Raw genomic sequence first — 20531 nt, forward strand, 5'->3', positions numbered from 1 at the left:
AAGACATCGATGCCATGCTGGCTGCCAGCAAAGGCAACCGTGTTGTCGCCAGTCAAGCGGTGGTGGCACCTGCCGACCAACGCTGTGGCCTGATTGCCATCGTGGGCAAACCCAACGTGGGCAAGTCCACCTTGCTCAATGCTTTGGTCGGTCAAAAAATCAGCATCACTTCACGCAAGGCACAAACCACGCGCCACCGCATCACGGGCATGCACACCCAAGGCGCGGCGCAATATGTGTTTGTGGATACGCCCGGTTTTCAAACCATCCACGGCAACGCCTTGAACAAATCGCTCAACAAAGCTGTGCAAGGCGCAGTGGGCGATGTGGACGTGGTGTTCTTGGTGGTCGAGGCGGGTAGCTTTACTTCGGCGGACGAAAAAGTGTTGTCGCTCTTGGCCCCCGGCATTCCCACCATCTTGGTGGCGAACAAGCTCGACACCATGAAGAACCGTCCCGAGATCATGCAGTGGCTGCAGGCCATGCAAGACCGTCATCCCTTTGCCGAAATCGTGCCCATGTCGGCCAAGAACGACAAAGATGTGCAGCGCCTCTTAGGCATTGCCGAAAAATACCTGCCCGAGCAAGCGTGGATGTACGCCGCTGACGAGCTGACCGACCGCAGCGAAAAATTCATGGCCGCCGAAATGGTGCGCGAAAAATTGTTCCGCCTCACCGGTGACGAATTGCCCTACACCTCGACCGTCGTGATCGACAAGTTCGAAGAAGAAAAGGGCAAGACCAAAGGCGTTAAACGCTTGGTGCGCATTGCCGCCACCATCGTGGTCGAACGCGATGGTCACAAAGCCATGGTCATTGGCGACAAAGGCGAGCGCTTGAAGCGCATGGGCATGGAAGCCCGCACCGAGTTGGAAAAACTCTACGACGCCAAAGTGTTCTTAGAGCTGTGGGTCAAAGTGCGCTCGGGTTGGGCCGACGATGCAGCGCGGGTGCGTAGCTTTGGCTACGAGTAAATCCAGCACCTTCACAATGACGCGGGGCATTCCCCGCATCCATGACGAGCCCGCGTTCGTGGTGCACCGCTACGACTGGAGCGAGTCCAGCTTGATTTTGGAAACCTTCACCCGCCACTTTGGTCGAGTGGCTTTGGTGGCCAAAGGCGCTAAAAAACCCACCTCCAACTTTCGCCCTGTGCTGCTGCCTTTGCAGCCGCTGTACGTGAGCTATTCGGGCGATGCCGAAATTCGCACCTTGAAGGGCGCTGAATGGGTGGGCGGCCACATCATGCCCACGGGCGAGGCGCTGCTGTCTGGCTATTACATCAATGAGTTGTTGCTTCGCCTGCTGGCGCGTGATGACCCGCACCCCAACTTGTTTGATCTGTACCGCCAAGTGGTGCAAGTATTGGCCTCGGGCCATGAGGGCACGATAGCCCCCGCACTGCGCGCCTTTGAGCTGCTGCTGTTGCGCGACATCGGCTTCTTGCCCGAGCTCAACGCCCAAACCCTCACGCTTAGCCCTTTGCAGCCCGACGCCTTGTATGTGCTGGTGGCTGAGGGTGGCTTGCGTACCCATAACGCGCAAGACCGCACAGGCCTAGCCGGCAGCGTGTGGTTGCAGCTGCACGACAGCCTGTCTACAGACGCGCCATTCACCGCCACGCTGCGTTTGTGCGCCGAGATGCCACCCGAGCATCGCAACGCCTTGCAGGGCCAGTTACGGGCCTTGCTGCACTACCATTGCGGGGTCAAAACACTGCGCACGCGGCAGATGATGATTGACCTGCAATCCCTTTGATTTACGCAATGTCCAAACACACACAAACAGCCCTGTCGGTCAACCTCAACAAAGTGGCCTTGGTGCGCAACACGCGCCATTTGGGTATTCCCAGCGTCACACGCGCAGCCACGCTGTGCTTAGAGGCGGGCGCTGCGGGTATCACCGTGCACCCACGCCCTGACGAGCGCCACATTCGCGCTGGCGATGTGCACGACTTGGCGACTTTGCTCAAAGCTTGGCCCGACCGCGAGTTCAACATCGAAGGCAACCCGTTTCACAACCTGATGAACTTTGTGCGCCAAGTGCGCCCCCATCAAGTGACCTTTGTGCCCGACAGCGAAGGCCAGTTCACCAGCGACCACGGCTGGACATTTCCGCAAGACGCTGAGCGCTTGAAGCCGCTCATCGACGAAGCTAAAGCTTTGGGTGCGCGTGTGAGCTTGTTCATGGACCCGATCCCTGAAGCGATGGCTGCGGCTAGAGCCGTGGGCGCTGACCGCGTAGAGCTGTACACCGAGACTTATGCCTCGACCTATGGCACACCCCAACAAGCAGACGTGCTGGCCGCCTTCAAAGCCACGGCAGAAGCCGCTTTGGCTGCAGGCCTTGGCATCAACGCCGGCCACGACCTGAACCGCGACAACCTGCACACCTTCCTCACCACCGTGCCCGGCGTGCAAGAGGTGTCGATTGGACACGCCTTGATTGCCGACGCGCTAGAGCTGGGCTACACAGAAACCATTCGCGCGTACAACGCGTGCATGCCGCAGGCTTGAGGCGACGCATGATTTACGGCATCGGCACTGACATTTGCGACATTCGCCGTATCCGTGCGTCTTTAGAAAAGCACGGCGAACGCTTTGCGCAAAAAGTGCTGAGCGACAACGAGCTAAACACTTATCGCGTCCGCAGCGAGCGTTGGCCCGAGCGCGGTGTGCGCTATGTGGCCACACGTTTCTCGGCCAAAGAGGCGTTCAGCAAAGCCATTGGCATGGGCATGCGCATGCCCATGACGTGGCGCTTGTGCGAAGTGGCCAAGCTGCCGAGCGGTCAGCCTACCATCGTGCTGCACGGCGTGCTCAAAGAATGGTTTGAAGCCAAAGGCCTCACCGCCCACGTCAGCGTGAGCGACGAGTCCGACTACGCCACCAGCTACGTGGTGGTTGAAACACACACCGCCTAAGAACATTCGATTTATGTCTCACCACGCCCCCCTCATTCTTGACATCGTAGGCACTCAGCTCACCGCGGCTGACCGCAAGCGCTTGCTGCACCCGCTCACAGGCGGCATCATTTTGTTTGGCCGCAACTGGGCCAATCGCCAACAGCTCACCCAGCTGTGCGCCGACATCAAGGCCGTGCGCTCTGACTTACTCATTTGCGTCGACCATGAAGGCGGGCGCGTGCAGCGCTTTCGCAACGATGGCTTCACGCACATCCCACCCATGCGCGCCTTGGGCGAGCTGTGGATGAAAGACAAAAAGAACCAGCCTGGCAGCGGTGCGATGGCCGCCATGGACGCCGCCACCGCCAGCGGCTACGTGCTGGCCAGCGAGCTGCGTGCGTGCGGTGTGGACTTCAGCTTCACCCCCGTGCTCGACCTCGACCACGGCGAGAGCAGCGTGATTGGCGACCGCTCATTCCACCGCGACCCACGCGTGGCCACCACGCTGGCCAAGAACGTCATGCACGGCTTGTTGTTAGCGGGCATGGCCAACTGCGGCAAACACTTTCCTGGCCACGGCTATGTGAAGGCTGATTCGCATGTGGACATTCCCGTGGACAAGCGCAGCCTCAAAGCCATCTTGGGTGACTGTGCTTTGCCTTACCAATGGCTCACCACCACGCTCAACAGTGTGATGCCCGCCCACGTCATTTATCCCAAGGTCGATGTCTTGCCCGCAGGCTTCTCGCCACGTTGGTTGCAAGACATCTTGCGTGGTCAGTTGCATTTCAATGGTGCGATCTTCAGCGACGATTTGTCGATGGAAGGCGCACGTCGCATTGAAGGCCGCTCGGTCAGCTTTGCCGAAGCCGCAGTGGCTGCGCTGAACGCAGGCTGCGACCTGGTGCTCTTGTGCAACCAAAGCGTTGGCGACGGCCATGCGGTGGACGAGATGCTGGAAGGCTTGACCGAACGCCTCGTTAAAAACCAATGGCACGCCAGTGACGCGAGCGAACAACGCCGTCGCGCACTGCTGCCCAAAACTTCGCCGCTAGCTTGGGACGCGCTGATGACTCACCCCGCATACTTGCGGGCTTTGGACTTGTTGCCTTAAACCGCACACACGTCCACCACCACCCACGAAAGCTCCCATGGCAACGCCCAATTACAACTACGAAAAACGCCAACGCGAGTTAGCCAAGAAGAAGAAAAAAGAAGAAAAGTTGCGCGAGCGTGATGCCCGCAAAACTTCACCCGATGGTGAGTTTGGTCAGAACCCAGACATGAACGCTGAGCCAGACCACAGCCAAAACCCAGATGGCGAAGCGCCTGTCGCGCCTCAAAGCCAACCTTGAGTTTTTAACCAGGAGTTCAGCCGTGTTTCCATCACGTCGTCACCTTGTCGTTTTAGCCTTGGCCTTGAGCTGCTGCTTTGCTGCTGCTCAAAACACCAAGCCCATCAAACTGATGGTCGGCTTTCCGCCCGGCGGTGGCACTGATGCGGTGGCCCGCATCTTGGCTGAAAAACTCAAAGACGAGTTGGGCACCGCCGTGGTGGTCGAGAACAAACCCGGCGCGGGTGGCCAGTTGGCAGCACAAGCTTTGAAGGCCGCATCTGCGGATGGCACAGTGTTGTTCTTGTCGCATGACCACACCATTTCCATCTTGCCTTTGGTGGTCAAGAACCCAGGCTATGAGCCATCGAAAGACTTTGCACCCGTGGCTGGCTTTGCCACGTTTGTGAACGCCTACGCTGTGTCGGGCGGCACACCTGCCAAGACATTCAGCGAATACGTGGCATGGGTCAAAACTCAGGGCGGCAAAGGTGCGGTGGGTATTCCTGCACCAGCCTCCACACCAGAGTTTTTGGTCAAAGTAGTGGGCGACAAGTTCAAGCTCGATTTGGTCTCTGCGCCATATCGCGGCAGCGCACCCATGATGGCTGACATGTTGGGCAATCAAATTGCCGCAGGTGTGGGCTCAGTGCCTGACTTCATCGAGAACCACAAAGCTGGCAAAGTGCGCATCGTTGCTGTGTTGGGTGCTAAGCGCCAAGCCGCATTGCCCGATGTACAGACGTTTGGTGAACTGGGCTTGAGCGGCTTGGACGACATGCCTTACTACGGCATCTTCGCGCCTGTAGGCACACCACAAGCCACCATCAACCAATTTGGCGCGGCCTTGTCCAAAGTGTTGGCCATGCCCGATGTGCATGACCAGCTCACCAAAATGGGCCTGACCGTGGGCTACATGAACTCACACCAGCTCGAGCAACGCGAACGCGCCTACACACAGGTGTGGACCAAGCTCATCAAGAACAGCGGCTTTCAGCCGCAATAAAACATGGCAATACCTTGGCTCTCCGCACTCAAAGTCATCCCATGGGGTGATGTAATTTCTCACGCGCCCAGCGTGCTTGAAAAAGCGCGCGATCTGATGGCCCGCAAACCTGCGGATGTGCCCCCTCACTCGATGGCCACACCCAACGTGCACGACGATGTGCCAAGTTTGGGTGAGTTGAAAAACCGTTTGCTTGCAGCTTCGGTGCAACTCGATGAGTTACAACAGCGCCAAATACAACTCACACAAACCGTGAGCGAGCTGGCCGAGCAAAACGCGGGCTTGGTGTCTGCCGTGAGTGGCTTGCGTCAGACGCTGCGCCTCATGGTGGTTGGGCTGGCGCTGTCTTTTGTGGGCCTAGGCGCTGTGGCGTACAAACTGTTTTTCTAAACTGAACACGCCCAATAAAAAACGCCTCCTAGCGCATCGCTAAGAGGCGTTTTGTTTTGCGCAGCGTGTTTATGCTTCGCGGCGCAATGCGGGGAACAAAATGACGTCGCGGATGCTGGGACTGTCGGTCAACAACATCATCAAGCGGTCAATGCCAATGCCGCAGCCGCCGGTGGGTGGCATGCCGTATTCGAGGGCGCGCACAAAGTCGTGGTCGTAGAACATGGCTTCGTCGTCGCCGCTGTCTTTGGCGGCCACTTGGGCGTGGAAGCGGGCGGCTTGGTCTTCGGCGTCGTTCAACTCGCTAAAGCCATTGCCGAACTCGCGGCCTGTGATGTAGAGCTCAAAGCGCTCGGTCACATCGGGCTTGCTGTCGCTGGCGCGGGCCAAGGGTGAAATCTCGACAGGGTGCTCGCAGATGAAGGTGGGCTGCCACAGCTTGTCTTCCACCGTCTCTTCAAAGTACATCACTTGCAAGCTGGCCAAGCTGCGTGTGCTAAGTTTGTCTTTCTCTTCTTTGAAACCGAGCTTTTGCAAAGCGTTGATCAACCATGTGATGTTGTCCACGTTGTCGCCAGCTTCGGTGTGCTTGAGGATGGCTTCACGGATGGTGAGGCGCTCGAATGGTTGGCTCAGGTCCACAGCTTTGCCGCCGTAGGTGAGTAGCAATGTGCCAGCGGCCTTCATGGCGGCGTCGCGCACCAGCTCTTCGGTGAAGTGCATCAGGTCTTGGTAGTTCCAATACGCGGCGTAGAACTCCATCATGGTGAACTCGGGGTTGTGGCGCACCGAGATACCTTCGTTACGGAAGTTGCGGTTGATCTCAAACACGCGCTCAAAGCCACCCACGATCAAGCGCTTCAAGTACAGCTCAGGCGCGATGCGCAAGAACATTTCTTGGTCCAGCGCGTTGTGGTGTGTGGTGAACGGCTTGGCATTTGCACCGCCTGGGATGGGGTGCAGCATGGGCGTTTCAACTTCGAGGAAGTTGTGTTGCACCATGAAGTCGCGAATACCGCTGACCGCTTTGCTGCGCGCCATGAAGCGTTTGCGTGCGGTTTCGTCCGTCATCAAATCGACGTAGCGTTGACGGTATTTGATCTCTTGGTCAGCCACGCCGTGGAACTTGTCGGGCATGGGGCGCAGGCTCTTGGTCAGCATGCGGATGCTGGTGGCGTGAATCGACAATTCGCCTGTGCGGGTTTTGAACAGCTTGCCTTCGCAAGCCACGATGTCGCCCAAATCCCAGTGTTTGAAATCGGCGTACAGCTCCTCGCTCACGTCATCGCGTGTCACGTAAATCTGGATGCGGCCTGTGCTGTCTTGCAGCGTGGCAAAGCTGGCTTTGCCCATCACGCGCTTGAGCATCATGCGGCCTGCAACTTTGGCGAACTGACCTTCTTCGGTCAACACCTCGGCGGTCTTGTCGCCATGCAGCTCGTGCAAGGTGGCGGCGTGGTGCGCGGGTTTGAAATCGTTGGGGAAGGCAACGCCTTGGCCCGCAGCTTGACGCTCGCGCATGACCTTGAGCTTTTCGCGGCGCTCGGCAATGAGTTGGTTTTCGTCGACGGGAGCGGCTTCTGGCGTGGCGGGGGTGTTGTTGTTAGACATCTAAAGGGGCGTGTGTAGGGAAAGGGCTGCCCAAACGGGAAGAGCAGCAAACCACATATTTTAAGAGTAAGGCGAGTTAGTTAATGAGCTAATGATTTGGAAGGCCATTAGAAGGGGATGTCATTGCTAAAGTAAAAAGAACCTTCGTATCTAAATACTTTTTTTAGAGCGCCTGCAACGTGAATGTTGACTTTTTCATTGTGGTTTAAGAAGTCAATTACATCGTCTTCTGGGTTTAATCCAATCCATACTTTCTTGCTTTTAGCATCCCAGTTTAGGGAAGGTTTACCAATGTCTGAGGACATGTTCGTTTCGTGAAGTAGTTGAAGTGAGATGTACCACTGAACTAAACGATTGAAATTATCTAAGAGCAGAGAAACTTTTTCTTGATTTCTGAAGATGTCTTTGTAAAAAGCATCGCACTCTTTATCCATCCATTCGCAGTTGGCTGTGTGCAGTCTGCCGTAATCTTTTAACGAGGAACTAAAAGCGGTTGCTTTGATAAATCGAATTCTTGAAAAAGCCTCTCTCTTTCGAACGATATATCGTGCGAGATAGTGCTCCGTGTCTAGTTCTGAGCTTTCAATTTTTTCATCTCGAAACATTAGTCGAACAAGGTCAGCGTCTACAACTGAGAGAAGATTAAATTGATATACGGCTGGTGCTTTTTTTCGATTTGGCAATGTAGAAAGTTCATAAGCTTGAGCTTTCATTAACGATGTCACAGCGCTAAAAATTGGTTTGTCGTTCTGAGCTTTACCCGTAGCTTTGTCCATTTCTTGAAAAGCGAAAACCTCAACAGTTGGCACACTTAGCACCTCATTGACGCCCATCGCATTTAGTTCCTCGTGATAGCGCTTAGGCGCTCCCGTCTCCGTTAATTGATGGCTTAGCGCCTTGTCATTTGACCATGTGTGCAATGGCCACCAGTCTGAGTTAGGGTCTTTTAAATTGACATCTCTCGCAAGAAGTGCCCATGCATTTGATTCACTTTTTTTACAACTAATAATTAGCGCGGTGTAAACATCGAGATGCTGAACTTTGCTAACTTTGTATGCAACAAGATCTATTTCGCGTATTGTTTCCTCAGAGTCATCGACATAGTATTTGTTGCTGATCACAGTCCAGCCGCACTTCTTAAGTTCTTGAGCTACTTGGTTTTCTAGCACGAACCCTGTTTTGCGAATTTCTGAGGCAAAGATTGAGCTTTTCATTTTTTAATCAAAAGTGGTTACATATTTTATTTGAATCATTAATGACTAATTTCATTGCAGACGAATAACATCTGTTTCTTATGTCAATGCATTTCTCATCTGTACGCGCCGCATTTCTAACCCTCGTGACGATGCTCGCCTTCGCAGGCAACTCGGTGCTGTGTCGCATGGCGTTGAAGCACACCACGATTGACGCGGCCACGTTCACATCCATTCGCTTGGTGTCGGGGGCGGTGGTGCTTTGGTTGATTGCTCGCTTTGCGCGTGCAGGGCGCACGGGCGCTGGCAACTGGTGGTCGGCGTTGGCTTTGTTTGTGTATGCGGCGGGGTTTTCGTTGGCGTATGTCAGCCTCAGTGCGGCTACGGGGGCGTTGCTGTTGTTTGGCTCGGTGCAGGCCACGATGATTGGCCGTGGCATTTGGCAGGGTGAGCGTTTGGCGCGTTTGCAGTGGCTGGGCCTTGTGCTGGCGTTGGCAGGTTTGGTGGGATTGATGCTGCCGGGTTTGGCTGCGCCACCGTTGCTGGGTGCAGCGCTGATGGTGTTGGCCGGTGCGGCGTGGGGCGTGTATTCGCTGCGCGGCAAAGGCGCGGGTGACCCAACGCTGGTCACAGCGGGTAACTTTTGGCGTGCGGCGGTGCTGGCTTTGGTGCTGAGTGCGGTGATGCAAGCCAGCGCACTTTTAAATGCAAGCTGGGATGCTGAAGGGCTGGCTTATGCCGTGGCTTCGGGCGCTGTCACATCGGGCCTTGGCTACGCGCTTTGGTATTCGGTGCTGCCCGCGCTCAAAGCCACGCAAGCGGCCACCATTCAACTGAGCGTGCCTGTGCTGGCTGCCTTGGGTGGCGTGGCTTTGCTGGGCGAGGTGATGAACGAGCAGTTTGTCTTAGCCTCGGTGGCCACGCTCGGCGGTATTGCACTGGTGATTTGGGGTAAGCGCACAAGTTAAGGCGCCCCAAGAAAAAAGCCACCGCTTTTCAGCGGTGGCCCATCCAACTTAGCCTAGCACCCAATGCAATCATCCAAGGCTACAAAGTGCATCAACCAAGGGCTACATCATATTTCAAGCCACTGCGTCTGCAGGCTGGCGTTGCAACATAGCCAGAGTGCTGGCAATGGTTTTGCGCAGTTCGCGGCGGTCACAAATCATGTCGATGGCGCCTTTTTCTTGCAAGAACTCTGAGCGTTGGAAGCCTTGTGGCAAGGTCACGCGCACGGTGTTTTCAATCACGCGTGGGCCGGCAAAGCCAATCAACGCGTTAGGTTCGGCGATGACCACATCACCCACAAACGCGAAGCCTGCTGACACGCCGCCCATGGTGGGGTCGGTCAAAACGGCGATGTAGGGCAAACCTTTTTTGGCCAAGCGGGTGAGCGAGGCGTTGGTTTTGGCCATTTGCATGAGCGAGAGCAAGCCCTCTTGCATGCGCGCGCCACCCGTGGCGGTGAAGCAAATGAACGGTACTTTTTGTTCGATGGCAGCGTGCACACCGCGCACAAAGCGCTCGCCCACGACCGAGCCCATCGAGCCGCCCATGAAGTCAAATTCAAAACTGGCCACGACCACATTGATGTTGTGCACTGCACCGCCCATGACCACCAAGGCGTCTGTCTCGCCGGTGTTTTGCATGGCTTCTTTGAGGCGCTCGGGGTACTTGCGGCTGTCTTTGAACTTCAAGGCGTCCACAGGCAGCACTTCTTGACCGATTTCATAGCGGCCTTCGGCGTCGAGGAACATGTCCAAACGATCACGGGCGCTCATGCGGTGGTGGTGGCTGCAAGTAGGGCAGACGTTGTGGTTGGCTTGCAAGTCGCTCTTGTAGAGCACGGTTTCGCAGCTGGGGCACTTGACCCACACACCTTCGGGGACGCTACGGCGGTCCGAGGGGTCGGTGTGTTGAATTTTTGGGGGAAGCAGTTTTTCGAGCCAACTCATGGTGAGCCTTTCGTCAGTTCTTTTGGAATCGGTTGATTTTAACGGGCGGGGCCGCTTGTGAGTTAAGCGTCCAAAGCCTTGCGAATACCCGCCAAAAACTCGTGCGCAGCAGCCACTTCTTGGCCTGCTGGCGCGGCTTCGAGTAGCTGAATGATGCGGCTGCCAATCACCACGGCGTCGGCCACGCGGCCCACGGCAGTAGCGGTGGCAGCATCGCGAATGCCAAAGCCCACACCCACGGGGATGTGCACGTGCTGACGAATGCGCGGCAGCATGGCTTCCACGGCATCGGTGTCAAGGTTGCCAGCGCCCGTCACGCCTTTGAGCGAGACGTAATACACATAGCCGCTGGCAATGCGTGCCACTTGCTCCATGCGTTTGTCGGTGCTGGTGGGCGCGAGCAAGAAGATCAGGTCCATGTTGTGCGCGCGTAGGGTGGCGGCAAATTCTTCGCACTCTTCCGGTGGGTAGTCGACGATGAGCACGCCGTCTACGCCAGCGGCAGAAGCATCTTTGACGAACGAATCTGCGCCGTGCTTGAGGTTGTAGCACTCCACGGGGTTGGCGTAGCCCATCAGCACCACGGGGGTGGTGTTGTCGGTCTTGCGGAACTCGCGCACCATATCCAGCACTTGGGCTGTGCCAATGCCAAAACGCAGCGCGGCTTCGCCTGCTTTTTGAATCACAGCGCCGTCGGCCATGGGGTCGCTAAAGGGCACGCCCAGTTCGATGATGTCAGCGCCTGCGTCCACCATGCCGTGCATGAGGGCGGGCGTGATGTTGGCCTGCGGGAAGCCTGCCATCACATAGGGGATGAGGGCTTTGCGGCCTTGGGCTTTTAGGTTTTTAAGGGTGGCGTCAATGCGGCTCATGGTGCGGTTCACTTCACAAATTTCATGGTTTGTTCGGCAGGGCCGCCCTTGACCGTTTGGCCTTGGCAGCTGGGGCGGCAGAAAAAGTCTGCGTTGCTCAGGTCGGCCACCGTGCCAATGTCTTTGTCGCCACGGCCAGAGAGGTTGACCAAGATGGACTGCTCAGGCTTCATGGTCTTGGCCAGCTTCATGGCGTAGGCCACGGCATGGCTCGACTCCAGCGCGGGGATGATGCCCTCGGTGCGGCACAGGTAGTGGAAGGCTTCCAGCGCTTCTTTGTCGGTGACGCCCACGTACTCGGCGCGGCCAATGTCCTTGAGGAATGCGTGCTCGGGGCCCACGCCAGGGTAGTCCAGGCCAGCGCTCACGCTGTGCGTCTCAGTAATTTGGCCGTTCTCGTCTTGCAAGATGTAGGTGCGGTTGCCGTGCAACACACCAGGCGCACCCAGCTGCAACGAGCACGAGTGACGGTCGGTGTCCATGCCTTCGCCAGCGGCTTCTACGCCAATCAGGCGTGTGTTGGCGTGGTTGATGTACGGGTAGAAGATGCCCATGGCATTGCTGCCGCCGCCCACGCAGGCGATGACGGCATCGGGTTGCTGCTCAGCCATTTTCAGGCTCTTGAACATCTCAGGCATTTGCGTGAGGCACTCTTCACCAATCACGCTTTGGAAATCGCGCACCATCATCGGGTAGGGGTGTGGGCCCGCCACCGTTCCGATGATGTAGAAAGTGTTGTCCACGTTGGCTACCCAGTCGCGCATGGCTTCGTTCAAGGCGTCTTTGAGGGTGCGGCTGCCGCTCTCTACAGGCACAACAGTCGCGCCCAAGAGCTTCATGCGGTACACGTTGGGGCTTTGACGCTTGACGTCTTCTGCGCCCATGTAGACCACGCATTCCAAACCGTAGCGTGCGCAAATGGTGGCGGTGGCCACACCGTGTTGGCCTGCGCCGGTTTCGGCAATCACGCGGGGCTTGCCCATGCGCTTGGCAAGCATGGCTTGGCCGATGGTGTTGTTGATTTTGTGAGCGCCGGTGTGGTTCAGATCTTCACGCTTCAAGAAAATTTGCGCACCGCCCATTTCGCGGCTCATGCGGGCTGCGTGGTAAATGGGCGAAGGGCGGCCCACAAAGTGCGCCAACTCGTTTTTGAACTCGGCAATGAAGTCGGGGTCGTGTTGGTATTTGGCGTACGCGTCTTTGAGCTCTTCAATCGCATGGGTCAGCGTTTCGCTGATGAAGCTGCCGCCGTATATGCCAAAGTGGCCTTTGGCGTCGGGTTGTTGGTAGTTCGACATAGGTTGCCTGCAATAGTTGTCTTGAGGCGTCTGCCTCAAGTGCTTCAAAAAAAAGGGAAGGTGGCTTAGAGCGGGTGCTCTGCGTCTGCTGCGCGGACGGCTCTGACGAACTCGTTGATCTTGGCCGCATCTTTGATGCCTTTGGCCGATTCCACGCCAGAGCTCACGTCCACTGCCAATGAATGGCCGTGGTTACGCAGCGCGCGTATGCCATCGGTCACGTTGGCAGCGTTGAGTCCACCAGACAAGACGAGGTGAGCGTTGACGTTTGGAGGAAGCTGTGACCAATTGAATGTTTTGCCGCCGCCGCCGTAACCGTCGACATGGGCGTCGAGCAGCACCGCTTGGGCGTCTGAGTAATCTTGCGCGTATTTTAAGAGGTCGAAAGGTTCTTCGCCCGCAGGGGTTTCTAGCGGTATGCGGGCAGCGCGCATCCAGCGGCGGCCCAAGGTGCGCGCAATCTTGCGGCAGTGGTCAGGTGTTTCATCGCCGTGGAACTGCAGCCACGCGCCCGGCACTTGCACACAGGCGTGGGCAATGGCCTCGGCCGTTTCGTTCACAAACAGCAGCACGGGCGTGACGAAGGCGGGCAGGCGCAAGGCCAGCTCGGCGGCGCGCTCTACCGTCACAGCACGGGGGCTAGGGGCGTACATGACAAAGCCAATGGCATCCACGCCAGCGGCCACGGCGGCGTCGACGTCTTGCTCACGGGTGAGTCCACAAATTTTGATACGCGTGCGGTTCATGGCAATCCATCATACGCAGGGGTACGGTCAGGCAAATCCCACTGTGCGCCGTAGCGGGGGCCCAAGAAATACAAACCATCGGGGCTGAATGTGGGGGCGGCGGCATCGCGGTCGCGGGCGGCCAGCACGTCGGCCATCCACTCCGGCGGTTTGTCGCCACTGCCAATCTTCACAAAGCAGCCCATGAGGTTGCGAATCATGTGGTGCAAAAACGCGCTGGCTTCAAACTCAAAGCGCCACACGGCTGAGTCGGGTTGCGTGCTTTTGCGGGTGATGTCGATGCGCGTCATGGTTTTGACAGGTGTGAGGGCCTGGCAGCTGGAGGCGCGAAACGAGGTGAAGTCGTGCTCGCCCATCAAATACTGCGCGGCTTTTTGCATGGCTTCAAGGTTGAGCGGGCGGTACACCCAGCCCACGCGGCCCACTTCGACGCTGGGGCGAATGGCAGATTCCAGCACCACATAGGCGTAGCGACGCGCAATGGCGCTGCCACGGCAGTGAAATTCACGCGGCATTTCACGCGCCCATTGCACGGCGATGTCGAGAGGCAAATAGCGGTTGGTCCCGCGCACCCATGAGTAGGGTGTGCGTTCGAGCTCGGTGTCAAAGTGGATGACTTGCATGAGGCCGTGCACACCGGCATCGGTGCGGCCAGCACACAAAGTAGAGACAGGGGTTTGGGTGAATTTGGACAACGCTTTTTCAAGCTTGTCCTGCACCGTTTTGCCCGAAGACTGGCTTTGCCAGCCTTCGTAGGCTTGGCCGTTGTAGCTCAAGCCCATCGCAATGCGCATGAGGGTTAGCCTCGTTCAGCCAGCCACTTGAGGGCTTTTTCTTTGTCAACGCCCGAGGCTTCGGTGGCCACTTCTTCCATCAATGCTTTGCTGGTGTGCAGTTGGCCCAAGTTCCACAGCTCGTTGGCCAAATCAATGCGCACTTGGTAAGGGCTGTGGGTGTCGATCTCGGGTTCGTCCAAGTCTAAAGAAATGTTGGGCATTTCCATCGTTGGGCGAGTGGCGTGCACGTCGTGATGCGCATGTGAATCTTCTTGGTGCTCGTGATCGTGAGGATGCTCGTGCGTGTCGTTGACGTGTGTTCTGACATCGTGGACGTAGGCGCGTTCAACAGGCTCTTGGCTATGGTCATGCTCGGGGAGGTCAAGGTTGAACTTGACGTTCAGCGGTGGCAAACCCTGAATGTCGTCTTCATCCTTGTTCGCAGCGCGACGGCGCCATAAGCCGAGCAACACCAGCACGGCAACCAAACTACCTGCGCCGACGGGCGTCAGTGTGTTGTCACGCAATTCATTGAGCCATTCGCCATTGGCTTGGGCTGCACTGGCGGGCACATCCACGGCCAACACGCCCGCACCGGATGCAGCATCAGAGGCGGGCGTCACAGCGCCACCCACAGCGGCGGCTGCAATTTTGCCGAGCTCGGCAATGTTGCGGCTGAGTTCGGCAGCGCGGTTGGCCACATCTTGGGCTTCGCGCTGCTGTGCGATTTTTTCTTCAGCTGCGCTGTCTTTTTTGCCGGGCTTGGCCAATGTCAACTTGTCTTGGTTGGCTTTGGCGTTGTTGTTTTGTACTTTGGCTTCTAGCTTGCCTGCTGCATCGCGGGCCACTTTGGGCACGGTGCCGCCAGGGGCGCGGGCGGCTAGCTCGGCGCGGTAGGCTTCAAAGTCTTTGGTTTGTACTTGGATTGCTTTGCGCGCATCTTCACGCGACACAGCTTTGGCTTCTTGCTCGGTTGGCAACGTGAGCAAAGTGCCTTCTTTCATGCGGTTGACGTTGCCCTCCACAAAAGCGTCGGGGTTGTTGCGCAACAAGGCCACGAGCATTTGTTCTAACGACACGCTGTCGGGAGTTTTGCCGACGGTCAATTCACTGGCGGTATCGCCGCGTTTGACGCGAATGCGGCCTTCTTCATTGGCTTTGAGCGTGGGCATGGCCGATTTGCCACCACGACCATCGGCTGAGCCGGGCATCACAGGAGCCGTTGTTTTTTGGCTGCGGCCATCATCAATGGACAAGCTCACATCACGCAGCAGTCTGCCTGTGGCCCAGCGCAAATCAATCAACAAATCCAAAAAATTGCTGTTGATGGACTGTTTGCTGGTGATTTTTAAATAGGGCCAACCGTGGTCTCGGCGCAACAGTTGCACCTGCACATCTAGGGGTTGGCCGTTGACCATCGGCACTTCTAGCTTTGCAGCTTTGTAAACCTCGGGTGTCGCAATCTTGGCTTCAAGCTCGATTTGTTCGGCGATGGTGATTTCGCTGACATCAATCTCTACGCGCAAAGCCTCGCCCTGCTTGCTTTGTACGACGGGACGACTCAAGGTCAGCGCCTGCGCACTGCCGAAAACCGACAGTGACAGAGCTGCCCACAAAGCAGATCTCTGGAACAAACTTGAAGCTTTACGTTGAACTTGAGTCATAACCAGAGATATTACTTGGTTTTTTTACGCTTCCAAGAGGATGCGCAGCATGCGACGCAATGGCTCGGCAGCGCCCCACAAGAGCTGGTCACCCACGGTGAACGCGCCCAAGTAGTCATTACCCATGGCCATTTTGTGCAAACGGCCCACTGGTACGGTCAAAGTGCCGGTCACGGCTGCGGGTGTCAGGTCACGTTCGCTGATTTCGCGCACGTTAGGCACCACTTTGACCCAGTCGTTGGCGCTGGCCAAGATGCTTTCGATCTCGTCCATCGGCACGTCTTTTTTCAGCTTGATGGTCAAGCCTTGTGAGTGGCAGCGCATCGCGCCAATGCGCACGCACAAACCGTCGATCGGGATAGAGCCCGCAGTGCGGAACGCTGGGTTGCCCAAGATCTTGTTGCACTCAGCGCCGCCCTTCCACTCTTCCTTGCTTTGGCCGTGCTCGACAGGCACGTCGATCCAAGGGATCAAGCTGCCAGCCAAGGCGGTGTTGCGGAAGTTTTTGGTGGGGAACTCAGCGCTGCGCATAGTGGCCGACACTTTGCGGTCGATGTCCAAGATGGCAGAAGAGGGGTTGGCCAAGTCGTCTTTGACGGCATCGTGCAAAGCGCCCATTTGGCTCAGCAATTCGCGCATGTTTTGTGCACCCGCGCCCGAAGCCGCTTGGTAAGTCATGGCGCTGACCCACTCAACCATGTTGTGTTGGAACAAGCCGCCCAAGCCCATCAGCATCAAGCTCACGGTGCAGTTGCCGCCGATCCAGTTTTTGCCGCCTTTGCCCAGCGCGCTGTCTATGACGTTGCGGTTGACGGGGTCCAAGATGATCACGGCATCGTCAGCCATGCGCAGGCTAGAGGCTGCGTCAATCCAGTGGCCGTTCCAGCCCGCTGCGCGCAGCTTGGGGTACACCTCTTTGGTGTAGTCGCCGCCTTGGCAGGTGATGATGATGTCGCAGCGCTTGAGCGCGTCAATGTTGTTGGCGTCTTGGAGCGTGGTTTCGTTCTTGGCTTGCGCGGGGGCTTTGCCACCTGAGTTAGACGTGGAGAAGAACACGGGTTCGATCAGATCGAAATCCTTCTCTTGAACCATGCGGTCGATCAACACTGAGCCGACCATGCCGCGCCAACCGACTAAACCTACTAACTTGCTCATTTTTCAACGCCTTTTCAAATGTAGAAAACAGTGCCAGACCTGACTGTTTGCCCGGCTCGTCTGGCCGGGGGGCGCACGACGAACCGGAGCTGTTTAGCCCTTAATGGTCGTGGTTTTGATGGTGTTCACGCGCGCGAACGCAGCCACCAGTGCGGGGGCTGCGAAGTTCAGAGAGAACGAGCGGGCGTAAAACATGACAACTATTGTAGTGGATGGGGGCTTGTGGCTGGCTGACAGATTTAGAGGATGAACTCTGATTGGGATGTAACGAAAAACGCGCCTCAAAAGGCGCGTTTTTCGTTAGCAAGGTCGCGTTGAATTAACGCAAAGCTTTCACCACCGCATCACCCATCTGAGCGGTACCCACTTTGGTCGTGCCTTCGCTGTAGATGTCGGGGGTGCGCAGGCCTTGGGCCAACACCGCTTTCACAGCTGTCTCAATACGATCAGCCGCTTCGGTTTGGTTCAAGCTAAAGCGCAACATCATCGCGGCGCTGAGGATGGTGGCCAAGGGGTTGGCCACGCCTTTACCAGCGATGTCGGGGGCGCTGCCGTGGCTAGGTTCGTACAAGCCTTGGTTCTTTGAGTTCAAGGAAGCAGAAGGCAACATGCCAATAGAGCCCGTGAGCATGGAGGCTTCGTCGCTCAAGATGTCGCCAAACATATTGCCGGTCACCACCACGTCAAAGCGCTTGGGCTCTTTGACCAGTTGCATGGCTGCGTTATCCACGTACATGTGGTCGAGGGCGATGTCTGGGTACTCTTTGCCCACTTCGCTCACCACGTCTTTCCAGAACTGGAAGGTTTCCAACACGTTGGCTTTATCCACGCTGGTCACGCGGCCTTCGGTGCCTGCGGCTTTGCGCTTGCGGGCGGCTTGGAAAGCCACGTGGGCAATGCGCTCGATCTCGGGCTTGGAGTAGCGCATGGTGTCAAACGCTTCTTCAGCACCTGGGAAGTGGCCATCCGTGGCCACGCGGCGGCCGCGCGGTTGGCCAAAGTAAATATCGCCGGTCAGCTCGCGGATGATCAAAATGTCCAAACCAGAAATCAGCTCAGGCTTCAAGCTTGATGCGCCCACCAACTGCTCGTAGCAAATAGCAGGGCGGAAGTTGGCAAACAAACCCATGTTTTTGCGCAGGCCCAAAATGGCTTGCTCGGGACGCAGTGGGCGGTCGAGGGTGTCGTATTTCCAGTCGCCCACAGCGCCGAACAACACGGCATCAGCATCCATTGCCAACTTGAGGGTGGCTTCTGGCAGGGGGTGGCCATGTGCGTCAAACGCTGCGCCGCCGACCAAGGCTGTTTCGGATTCAAACTTGAGGTCGAGGACGTTCAAGACCTTGACCGCTTCGGCCACGATTTCTGGGCCGATGCCGTCGCCGGGGAGGATTGCGATTTTCATGTGTTGTTCTTCTAAATGGGTTTACATCGTGTGAGCCAACCAAGGCTTGGTGGCCAAGCGCTCGGCTTCAAAGGCCTTGATCTTGTCGGACTGGCGCAGGGTCAGGCCAATGTCATCAAAACCGTTGAGCAAGCAGTATTTGCGGAAGGCTTGCACGTCAAATGGAATGGTCTCGCCTTGTGGGCGCACGATGACTTGGTTCTCAAGGTCAATCGTCAACTCATAGCCTGGGAAGGCATGCACTTCGTTGAACAACAGGTCAATCGCAGCTTCGGGCAACACGATGGGCAGCAAGCCGTTTTTGAAACAGTTGTTAAAGAAAATGTCGGCAAAGCTCGGCGCAATCACAGCGCGGAAGCCGTATTGGTCAATCGCCCAAGGTGCGTGTTCGCGTGACGAGCCGCAGCCAAAGTTCTTGCGGGCCAACAGCACCGACGCGCCTTTGTAGCGGGGCTGGTTCAGCACGAAGTCTGGGTTGGGCTTGCGGCTGGCGGGGTCTTGGCCTGGCTCGCCGTGGTCCAAATAGCGCCACTCGTCAAACAAGTTAGGGCCAAAGCCCGTCTTGCGGATGGACTTCAAAAACTGCTTGGGGATGATGGCGTCGGTGTCGACGTTCTCGCGGTCCATGGGGGCCACGATGCCTTTGTGGAGGGTGAATTTCTGCATGATTTTTATCCCTTAGGCGAACTTGCGCACGTCCACAAAGTGGCCGTGAATGGCAGCAGCAGCAGCCATGGCAGGGCTGACCAAATGCGTGCGGCCACCGTTGCCTTGACGGCCTTCGAAGTTGCGGTTGCTGGTAGAGGCGCAGCGCTCGCCGGGCTCTAAGCGGTCGGCGTTCATGGCCAAACACATGGAGCAGCCGGGCTCGCGCCACTCAAAGCCAGCGGCTTTGAAAATCTCGTGCAGGCCTTCTTTCTCGGCTTGTTCTTTGACCAATCCTGAGCCGGGAACCACCAAGGCGAGCTTGATGTTCTTAGCCACTTTTTGGCCAAGCTTCTTGACCACGGCTGCGGCTTCGCGCATGTCTTCGATGCGGCTGTTGGTGCAAGAGCCAATGAACACTTTGTCTACAAACAAATCGTTCAAAGCTTTGCCTGGTTGCAAGTTCATATACGTCAACGCGCGTTCAATCGCACCGCGCTTGTTGGCGTCTTTTTCTTTGTCTGGGTCAGGCACGATGCCGTTGATGTCGAGCACCATTTCGGGCGACGTGCCCCAAGTGACTTGCGGCAAGATGTCTTCGGCCTTGAGTTCGACCACGGCGTCAAACTTGGCGTCGGGGTCTGAGTGCAAGGTTTTCCAATACGCCACGGCTTGGTCCCATTCCACGCCGGTGGGTGAGAGAGGGCGACCTTTGACGTACTCAATGGTTTTGTCGTCCACCGCCACCAAGCCAGCGCGCGCGCCGCCTTCGATGGCCATGTTGCACACCGTCATTCGGCCTTCCATGCTGAGTGAGCGAATGGCAGAGCCCGCAAACTCAATGGTGTAGCCCGTGCCGCCGGCTGTGCCGATCTTGCCGATGATGGCCAGCACCACGTCTTTGCCAGTCACGCCTTTGGCCAGCGTGCCTTCGACTTTGATGAGCATGTTCTTGGCTTTTTTGGCCAACAGGGTTTGTGTGGCCATGACGTGCTCGACCTCAGAGGTGCCGATGCCGTGGGCCAACGCAGCAAACGCGCCGTGGGTGGAGGTGTGGCTGTCGCCGCACACCACAGTCATGCCGGGCAGGGTGGCGCCGTTTTCAGGGCCAATCACATGGATGATGCCTTGGCGCTTAGACATGAACGGGAAGAACGCGGCAGAGCCGAACTCGGCCATGTTGCTGTCAAGCGTGGTGATTTGTTCTTTGCTGATGGGGTCGGTGATGCCGTCGTAGCCCAGCTCCCAGCCGGTGGTGGGCGTGTTGTGGTCTGCGGTGGCCACGATCGAGCTGACGCGCCAGACCTTGCGGCCCGCTTGGCGAATGCCCTCAAACGCTTGTGGGCTGGTGACTTCGTGCACCAAATGGCGGTCGATATAGAGGATGGATGTGCCATCTTCTTCGGTGTGGACGACGTGCTCGTCCCAAATCTTGTCGTAAAGGGTGCGTCCCATGAGTCTTCCTTAGGTGGAGCCCGCGATTTTATGCGGGAGCAGGCCGCGAATTCACTGAAATGAAATAAAGGCTTCCTACAATGATCCATCGGCGACATCTTGATGTGTTGGCCTTGTCTAC

21 protein-coding genes are annotated in these 20531 nt (G+C 57.1%); 9 read left to right on the top strand and 12 right to left on the bottom strand.

The genetic code is table 11. The annotated features are described in order from the left end of the window. Positions 1–14: 14 nt before the first annotated feature. From era to B9Z35_RS01925, 8 genes are read left to right on the top strand one after another with little or no spacing between them, the layout of a single operon-like run. Entirely contained in the window at positions 15–974 is a 960-nt protein-coding gene (era, locus tag B9Z35_RS01890) for a GTPase Era (protein WP_199219774.1), read from the top strand. A 16-nt stretch (positions 975–990) separates the two neighbouring features. Next, a complete protein-coding gene (gene recO, locus B9Z35_RS01895) occupies positions 991–1758 on the top strand; it encodes a DNA repair protein RecO (protein WP_108281962.1) in 768 nt (255 codons plus the stop codon). 8 nt (positions 1759–1766) lie between these two features. Beyond that, positions 1767–2516: a pyridoxine 5'-phosphate synthase gene (locus B9Z35_RS01900; RefSeq protein ID WP_108281963.1), complete on the top strand. Its 750-nt coding sequence runs from the start codon at positions 1767–1769 to the stop codon at positions 2514–2516. Between the two features lie 8 nt (positions 2517–2524). Further along, positions 2525–2923 carry a holo-ACP synthase gene (gene acpS / locus B9Z35_RS01905; RefSeq protein ID WP_108281964.1) on the top strand — a complete coding sequence of 133 codons (399 nt, stop codon included), beginning with the start codon at positions 2525–2527 and terminating at the stop codon, positions 2921–2923. Between the two features lie 13 nt (positions 2924–2936). Continuing rightward, a complete protein-coding gene (gene nagZ / locus B9Z35_RS01910) occupies positions 2937–4019 on the top strand; it encodes a beta-N-acetylhexosaminidase (protein ID WP_108281965.1) in 1083 nt (360 codons plus the stop codon). A 37-nt stretch (positions 4020–4056) separates the two neighbouring features. Next, entirely contained in the window at positions 4057–4260 is a 204-nt protein-coding gene (locus B9Z35_RS01915) for a hypothetical protein (RefSeq protein ID WP_108281966.1), read from the top strand. Positions 4261–4282: 22 nt separating this feature from the next. Next, positions 4283–5245, top strand: a complete 963-nt coding sequence (locus tag B9Z35_RS01920) for a Bug family tripartite tricarboxylate transporter substrate binding protein (RefSeq protein ID WP_233246446.1) — start codon at positions 4283–4285, stop codon at positions 5243–5245. 3 nt (positions 5246–5248) lie between these two features. Beyond that, a complete protein-coding gene (locus B9Z35_RS01925) occupies positions 5249–5635 on the top strand; it encodes a hypothetical protein (protein WP_108281968.1) in 387 nt (128 codons plus the stop codon). Between the two features lie 69 nt (positions 5636–5704). Here B9Z35_RS01925 and lysS read toward each other — a convergent pair whose 3' ends face one another. Together lysS and B9Z35_RS01935 are read right to left on the bottom strand one after the other, a co-directional pair. Then, on the bottom strand, positions 5705–7246 hold the full coding sequence (lysS, locus tag B9Z35_RS01930; protein WP_108281969.1) for a lysine--tRNA ligase: 1542 nt from the start codon (positions 7244–7246) through the stop codon (positions 5705–5707). A gap of 107 nt (positions 7247–7353) precedes the next feature. Next, the gene (locus B9Z35_RS01935) at positions 7354–8460 is read right to left on the bottom strand and encodes a hypothetical protein (RefSeq protein ID WP_108281970.1); all 1107 of its coding nucleotides are present in this window, start codon (positions 8458–8460) and stop codon (positions 7354–7356) included. A gap of 80 nt (positions 8461–8540) precedes the next feature. Here B9Z35_RS01935 and B9Z35_RS01940 point away from each other — a divergent pair, with 80 nt between their 5' ends. Next, on the top strand, positions 8541–9407 hold the full coding sequence (locus tag B9Z35_RS01940; RefSeq protein WP_108281971.1) for a DMT family transporter: 867 nt from the start codon (positions 8541–8543) through the stop codon (positions 9405–9407). Between the two features lie 114 nt (positions 9408–9521). On the opposite strand, the gene accD is transcribed toward B9Z35_RS01940, so the two are convergent. The 10 genes from accD to leuC all read right to left on the bottom strand — a co-directional run bounded on the left by accD (position 9522) and on the right by leuC (position 20410). Next, the gene (gene accD / locus B9Z35_RS01945; RefSeq protein ID WP_108281972.1) at positions 9522–10394 is read right to left on the bottom strand and encodes an acetyl-CoA carboxylase, carboxyltransferase subunit beta; all 873 of its coding nucleotides are present in this window, start codon (positions 10392–10394) and stop codon (positions 9522–9524) included. Between the two features lie 62 nt (positions 10395–10456). After that, complete coding sequence (trpA, locus tag B9Z35_RS01950; RefSeq protein WP_108282782.1) at positions 10457–11266, bottom strand: tryptophan synthase subunit alpha; 810 nt, start codon at positions 11264–11266, stop codon at positions 10457–10459. Positions 11267–11274: 8 nt separating this feature from the next. Beyond that, positions 11275–12564 (bottom strand): tryptophan synthase subunit beta, encoded by a 1290-nt coding sequence (gene trpB / locus B9Z35_RS01955; protein WP_108281973.1) that lies wholly within the window; start codon positions 12562–12564, stop codon positions 11275–11277. Between the two features lie 65 nt (positions 12565–12629). Continuing rightward, positions 12630–13310 (bottom strand): phosphoribosylanthranilate isomerase, encoded by a 681-nt coding sequence (locus B9Z35_RS01960; RefSeq protein WP_108281974.1) that lies wholly within the window; start codon positions 13308–13310, stop codon positions 12630–12632. Next, on the bottom strand, positions 13307–14104 hold the full coding sequence (truA, locus tag B9Z35_RS01965) for a tRNA pseudouridine(38-40) synthase TruA (RefSeq protein WP_108281975.1): 798 nt from the start codon (positions 14102–14104) through the stop codon (positions 13307–13309). The genes B9Z35_RS01960 and truA overlap by 4 nt, the downstream gene beginning before the upstream one ends. Positions 14105–14109: 5 nt before the next feature. Then, positions 14110–15651, bottom strand: coding sequence for a FimV family protein (locus tag B9Z35_RS01970; protein WP_158268102.1), 1542 nt, complete (start codon positions 15649–15651; stop codon positions 14110–14112). Positions 15652–15774: 123 nt separating this feature from the next. Continuing rightward, on the bottom strand, positions 15775–16905 hold the full coding sequence (gene asd, locus B9Z35_RS01975; RefSeq protein ID WP_108281977.1) for an aspartate-semialdehyde dehydrogenase: 1131 nt from the start codon (positions 16903–16905) through the stop codon (positions 15775–15777). A 319-nt stretch (positions 16906–17224) separates the two neighbouring features. Further along, a complete protein-coding gene (gene leuB, locus B9Z35_RS01980; RefSeq protein WP_108281978.1) occupies positions 17225–18310 on the bottom strand; it encodes a 3-isopropylmalate dehydrogenase in 1086 nt (361 codons plus the stop codon). A gap of 21 nt (positions 18311–18331) precedes the next feature. Further along, positions 18332–18976 carry a 3-isopropylmalate dehydratase small subunit gene (leuD, locus tag B9Z35_RS01985; protein WP_104801555.1) on the bottom strand — a complete coding sequence of 215 codons (645 nt, stop codon included), beginning with the start codon at positions 18974–18976 and terminating at the stop codon, positions 18332–18334. A gap of 12 nt (positions 18977–18988) precedes the next feature. Beyond that, the gene (leuC, locus tag B9Z35_RS01990) at positions 18989–20410 is read right to left on the bottom strand and encodes a 3-isopropylmalate dehydratase large subunit (RefSeq protein WP_108281979.1); all 1422 of its coding nucleotides are present in this window, start codon (positions 20408–20410) and stop codon (positions 18989–18991) included. Positions 20411–20531 lie beyond the last annotated feature (121 nt).

Source organism: Limnohabitans sp. Jir61, assembly GCF_003063545.1.
Lineage (GTDB): Bacteria > Pseudomonadota > Gammaproteobacteria > Burkholderiales > Burkholderiaceae_C > Limnohabitans.

Excerpts from the sequence above, each read along its gene's own strand:
- leuB (WP_108281978.1), bottom strand. The coding sequence starts at position 18,310 with ATGAAAATCGCAATCCTCCCCGGCGACGGCATCGGCCCAGAAATCGTG.
- nagZ (WP_108281965.1), top strand. The coding sequence starts at position 2,937 with ATGTCTCACCACGCCCCCCTCATTCTTGACATCGTAGGCACTCAGCTC.
- B9Z35_RS01915 (WP_108281966.1), top strand. The coding sequence starts at position 4,057 with ATGGCAACGCCCAATTACAACTACGAAAAACGCCAACGCGAGTTAGCC.
- trpB (WP_108281973.1), bottom strand. The coding sequence starts at position 12,564 with ATGTCGAACTACCAACAACCCGACGCCAAAGGCCACTTTGGCATATAC.
- trpA (WP_108282782.1), bottom strand. The coding sequence starts at position 11,266 with ATGAGCCGCATTGACGCCACCCTTAAAAACCTAAAAGCCCAAGGCCGC.
- leuC (WP_108281979.1), bottom strand. The coding sequence starts at position 20,410 with ATGGGACGCACCCTTTACGACAAGATTTGGGACGAGCACGTCGTCCAC.
- B9Z35_RS01935 (WP_108281970.1), bottom strand. The coding sequence starts at position 8,460 with ATGAAAAGCTCAATCTTTGCCTCAGAAATTCGCAAAACAGGGTTCGTG.
- lysS (WP_108281969.1), bottom strand. The coding sequence starts at position 7,246 with ATGTCTAACAACAACACCCCCGCCACGCCAGAAGCCGCTCCCGTCGAC.
- acpS (WP_108281964.1), top strand. The coding sequence starts at position 2,525 with ATGATTTACGGCATCGGCACTGACATTTGCGACATTCGCCGTATCCGT.
- B9Z35_RS01925 (WP_108281968.1), top strand. The coding sequence starts at position 5,249 with ATGGCAATACCTTGGCTCTCCGCACTCAAAGTCATCCCATGGGGTGAT.
- asd (WP_108281977.1), bottom strand. The coding sequence starts at position 16,905 with ATGAGCAAGTTAGTAGGTTTAGTCGGTTGGCGCGGCATGGTCGGCTCA.
- B9Z35_RS01940 (WP_108281971.1), top strand. The coding sequence starts at position 8,541 with ATGTCAATGCATTTCTCATCTGTACGCGCCGCATTTCTAACCCTCGTG.
- accD (WP_108281972.1), bottom strand. The coding sequence starts at position 10,394 with ATGAGTTGGCTCGAAAAACTGCTTCCCCCAAAAATTCAACACACCGAC.
- B9Z35_RS01900 (WP_108281963.1), top strand. The coding sequence starts at position 1,767 with ATGTCCAAACACACACAAACAGCCCTGTCGGTCAACCTCAACAAAGTG.
- leuD (WP_104801555.1), bottom strand. The coding sequence starts at position 18,976 with ATGCAGAAATTCACCCTCCACAAAGGCATCGTGGCCCCCATGGACCGC.
- recO (WP_108281962.1), top strand. The coding sequence starts at position 991 with ATGACGCGGGGCATTCCCCGCATCCATGACGAGCCCGCGTTCGTGGTG.
- era (WP_199219774.1), top strand. The coding sequence starts at position 15 with ATGCTGGCTGCCAGCAAAGGCAACCGTGTTGTCGCCAGTCAAGCGGTG.
- B9Z35_RS01960 (WP_108281974.1), bottom strand. The coding sequence starts at position 13,310 with ATGAACCGCACGCGTATCAAAATTTGTGGACTCACCCGTGAGCAAGAC.
- truA (WP_108281975.1), bottom strand. The coding sequence starts at position 14,104 with ATGCGCATTGCGATGGGCTTGAGCTACAACGGCCAAGCCTACGAAGGC.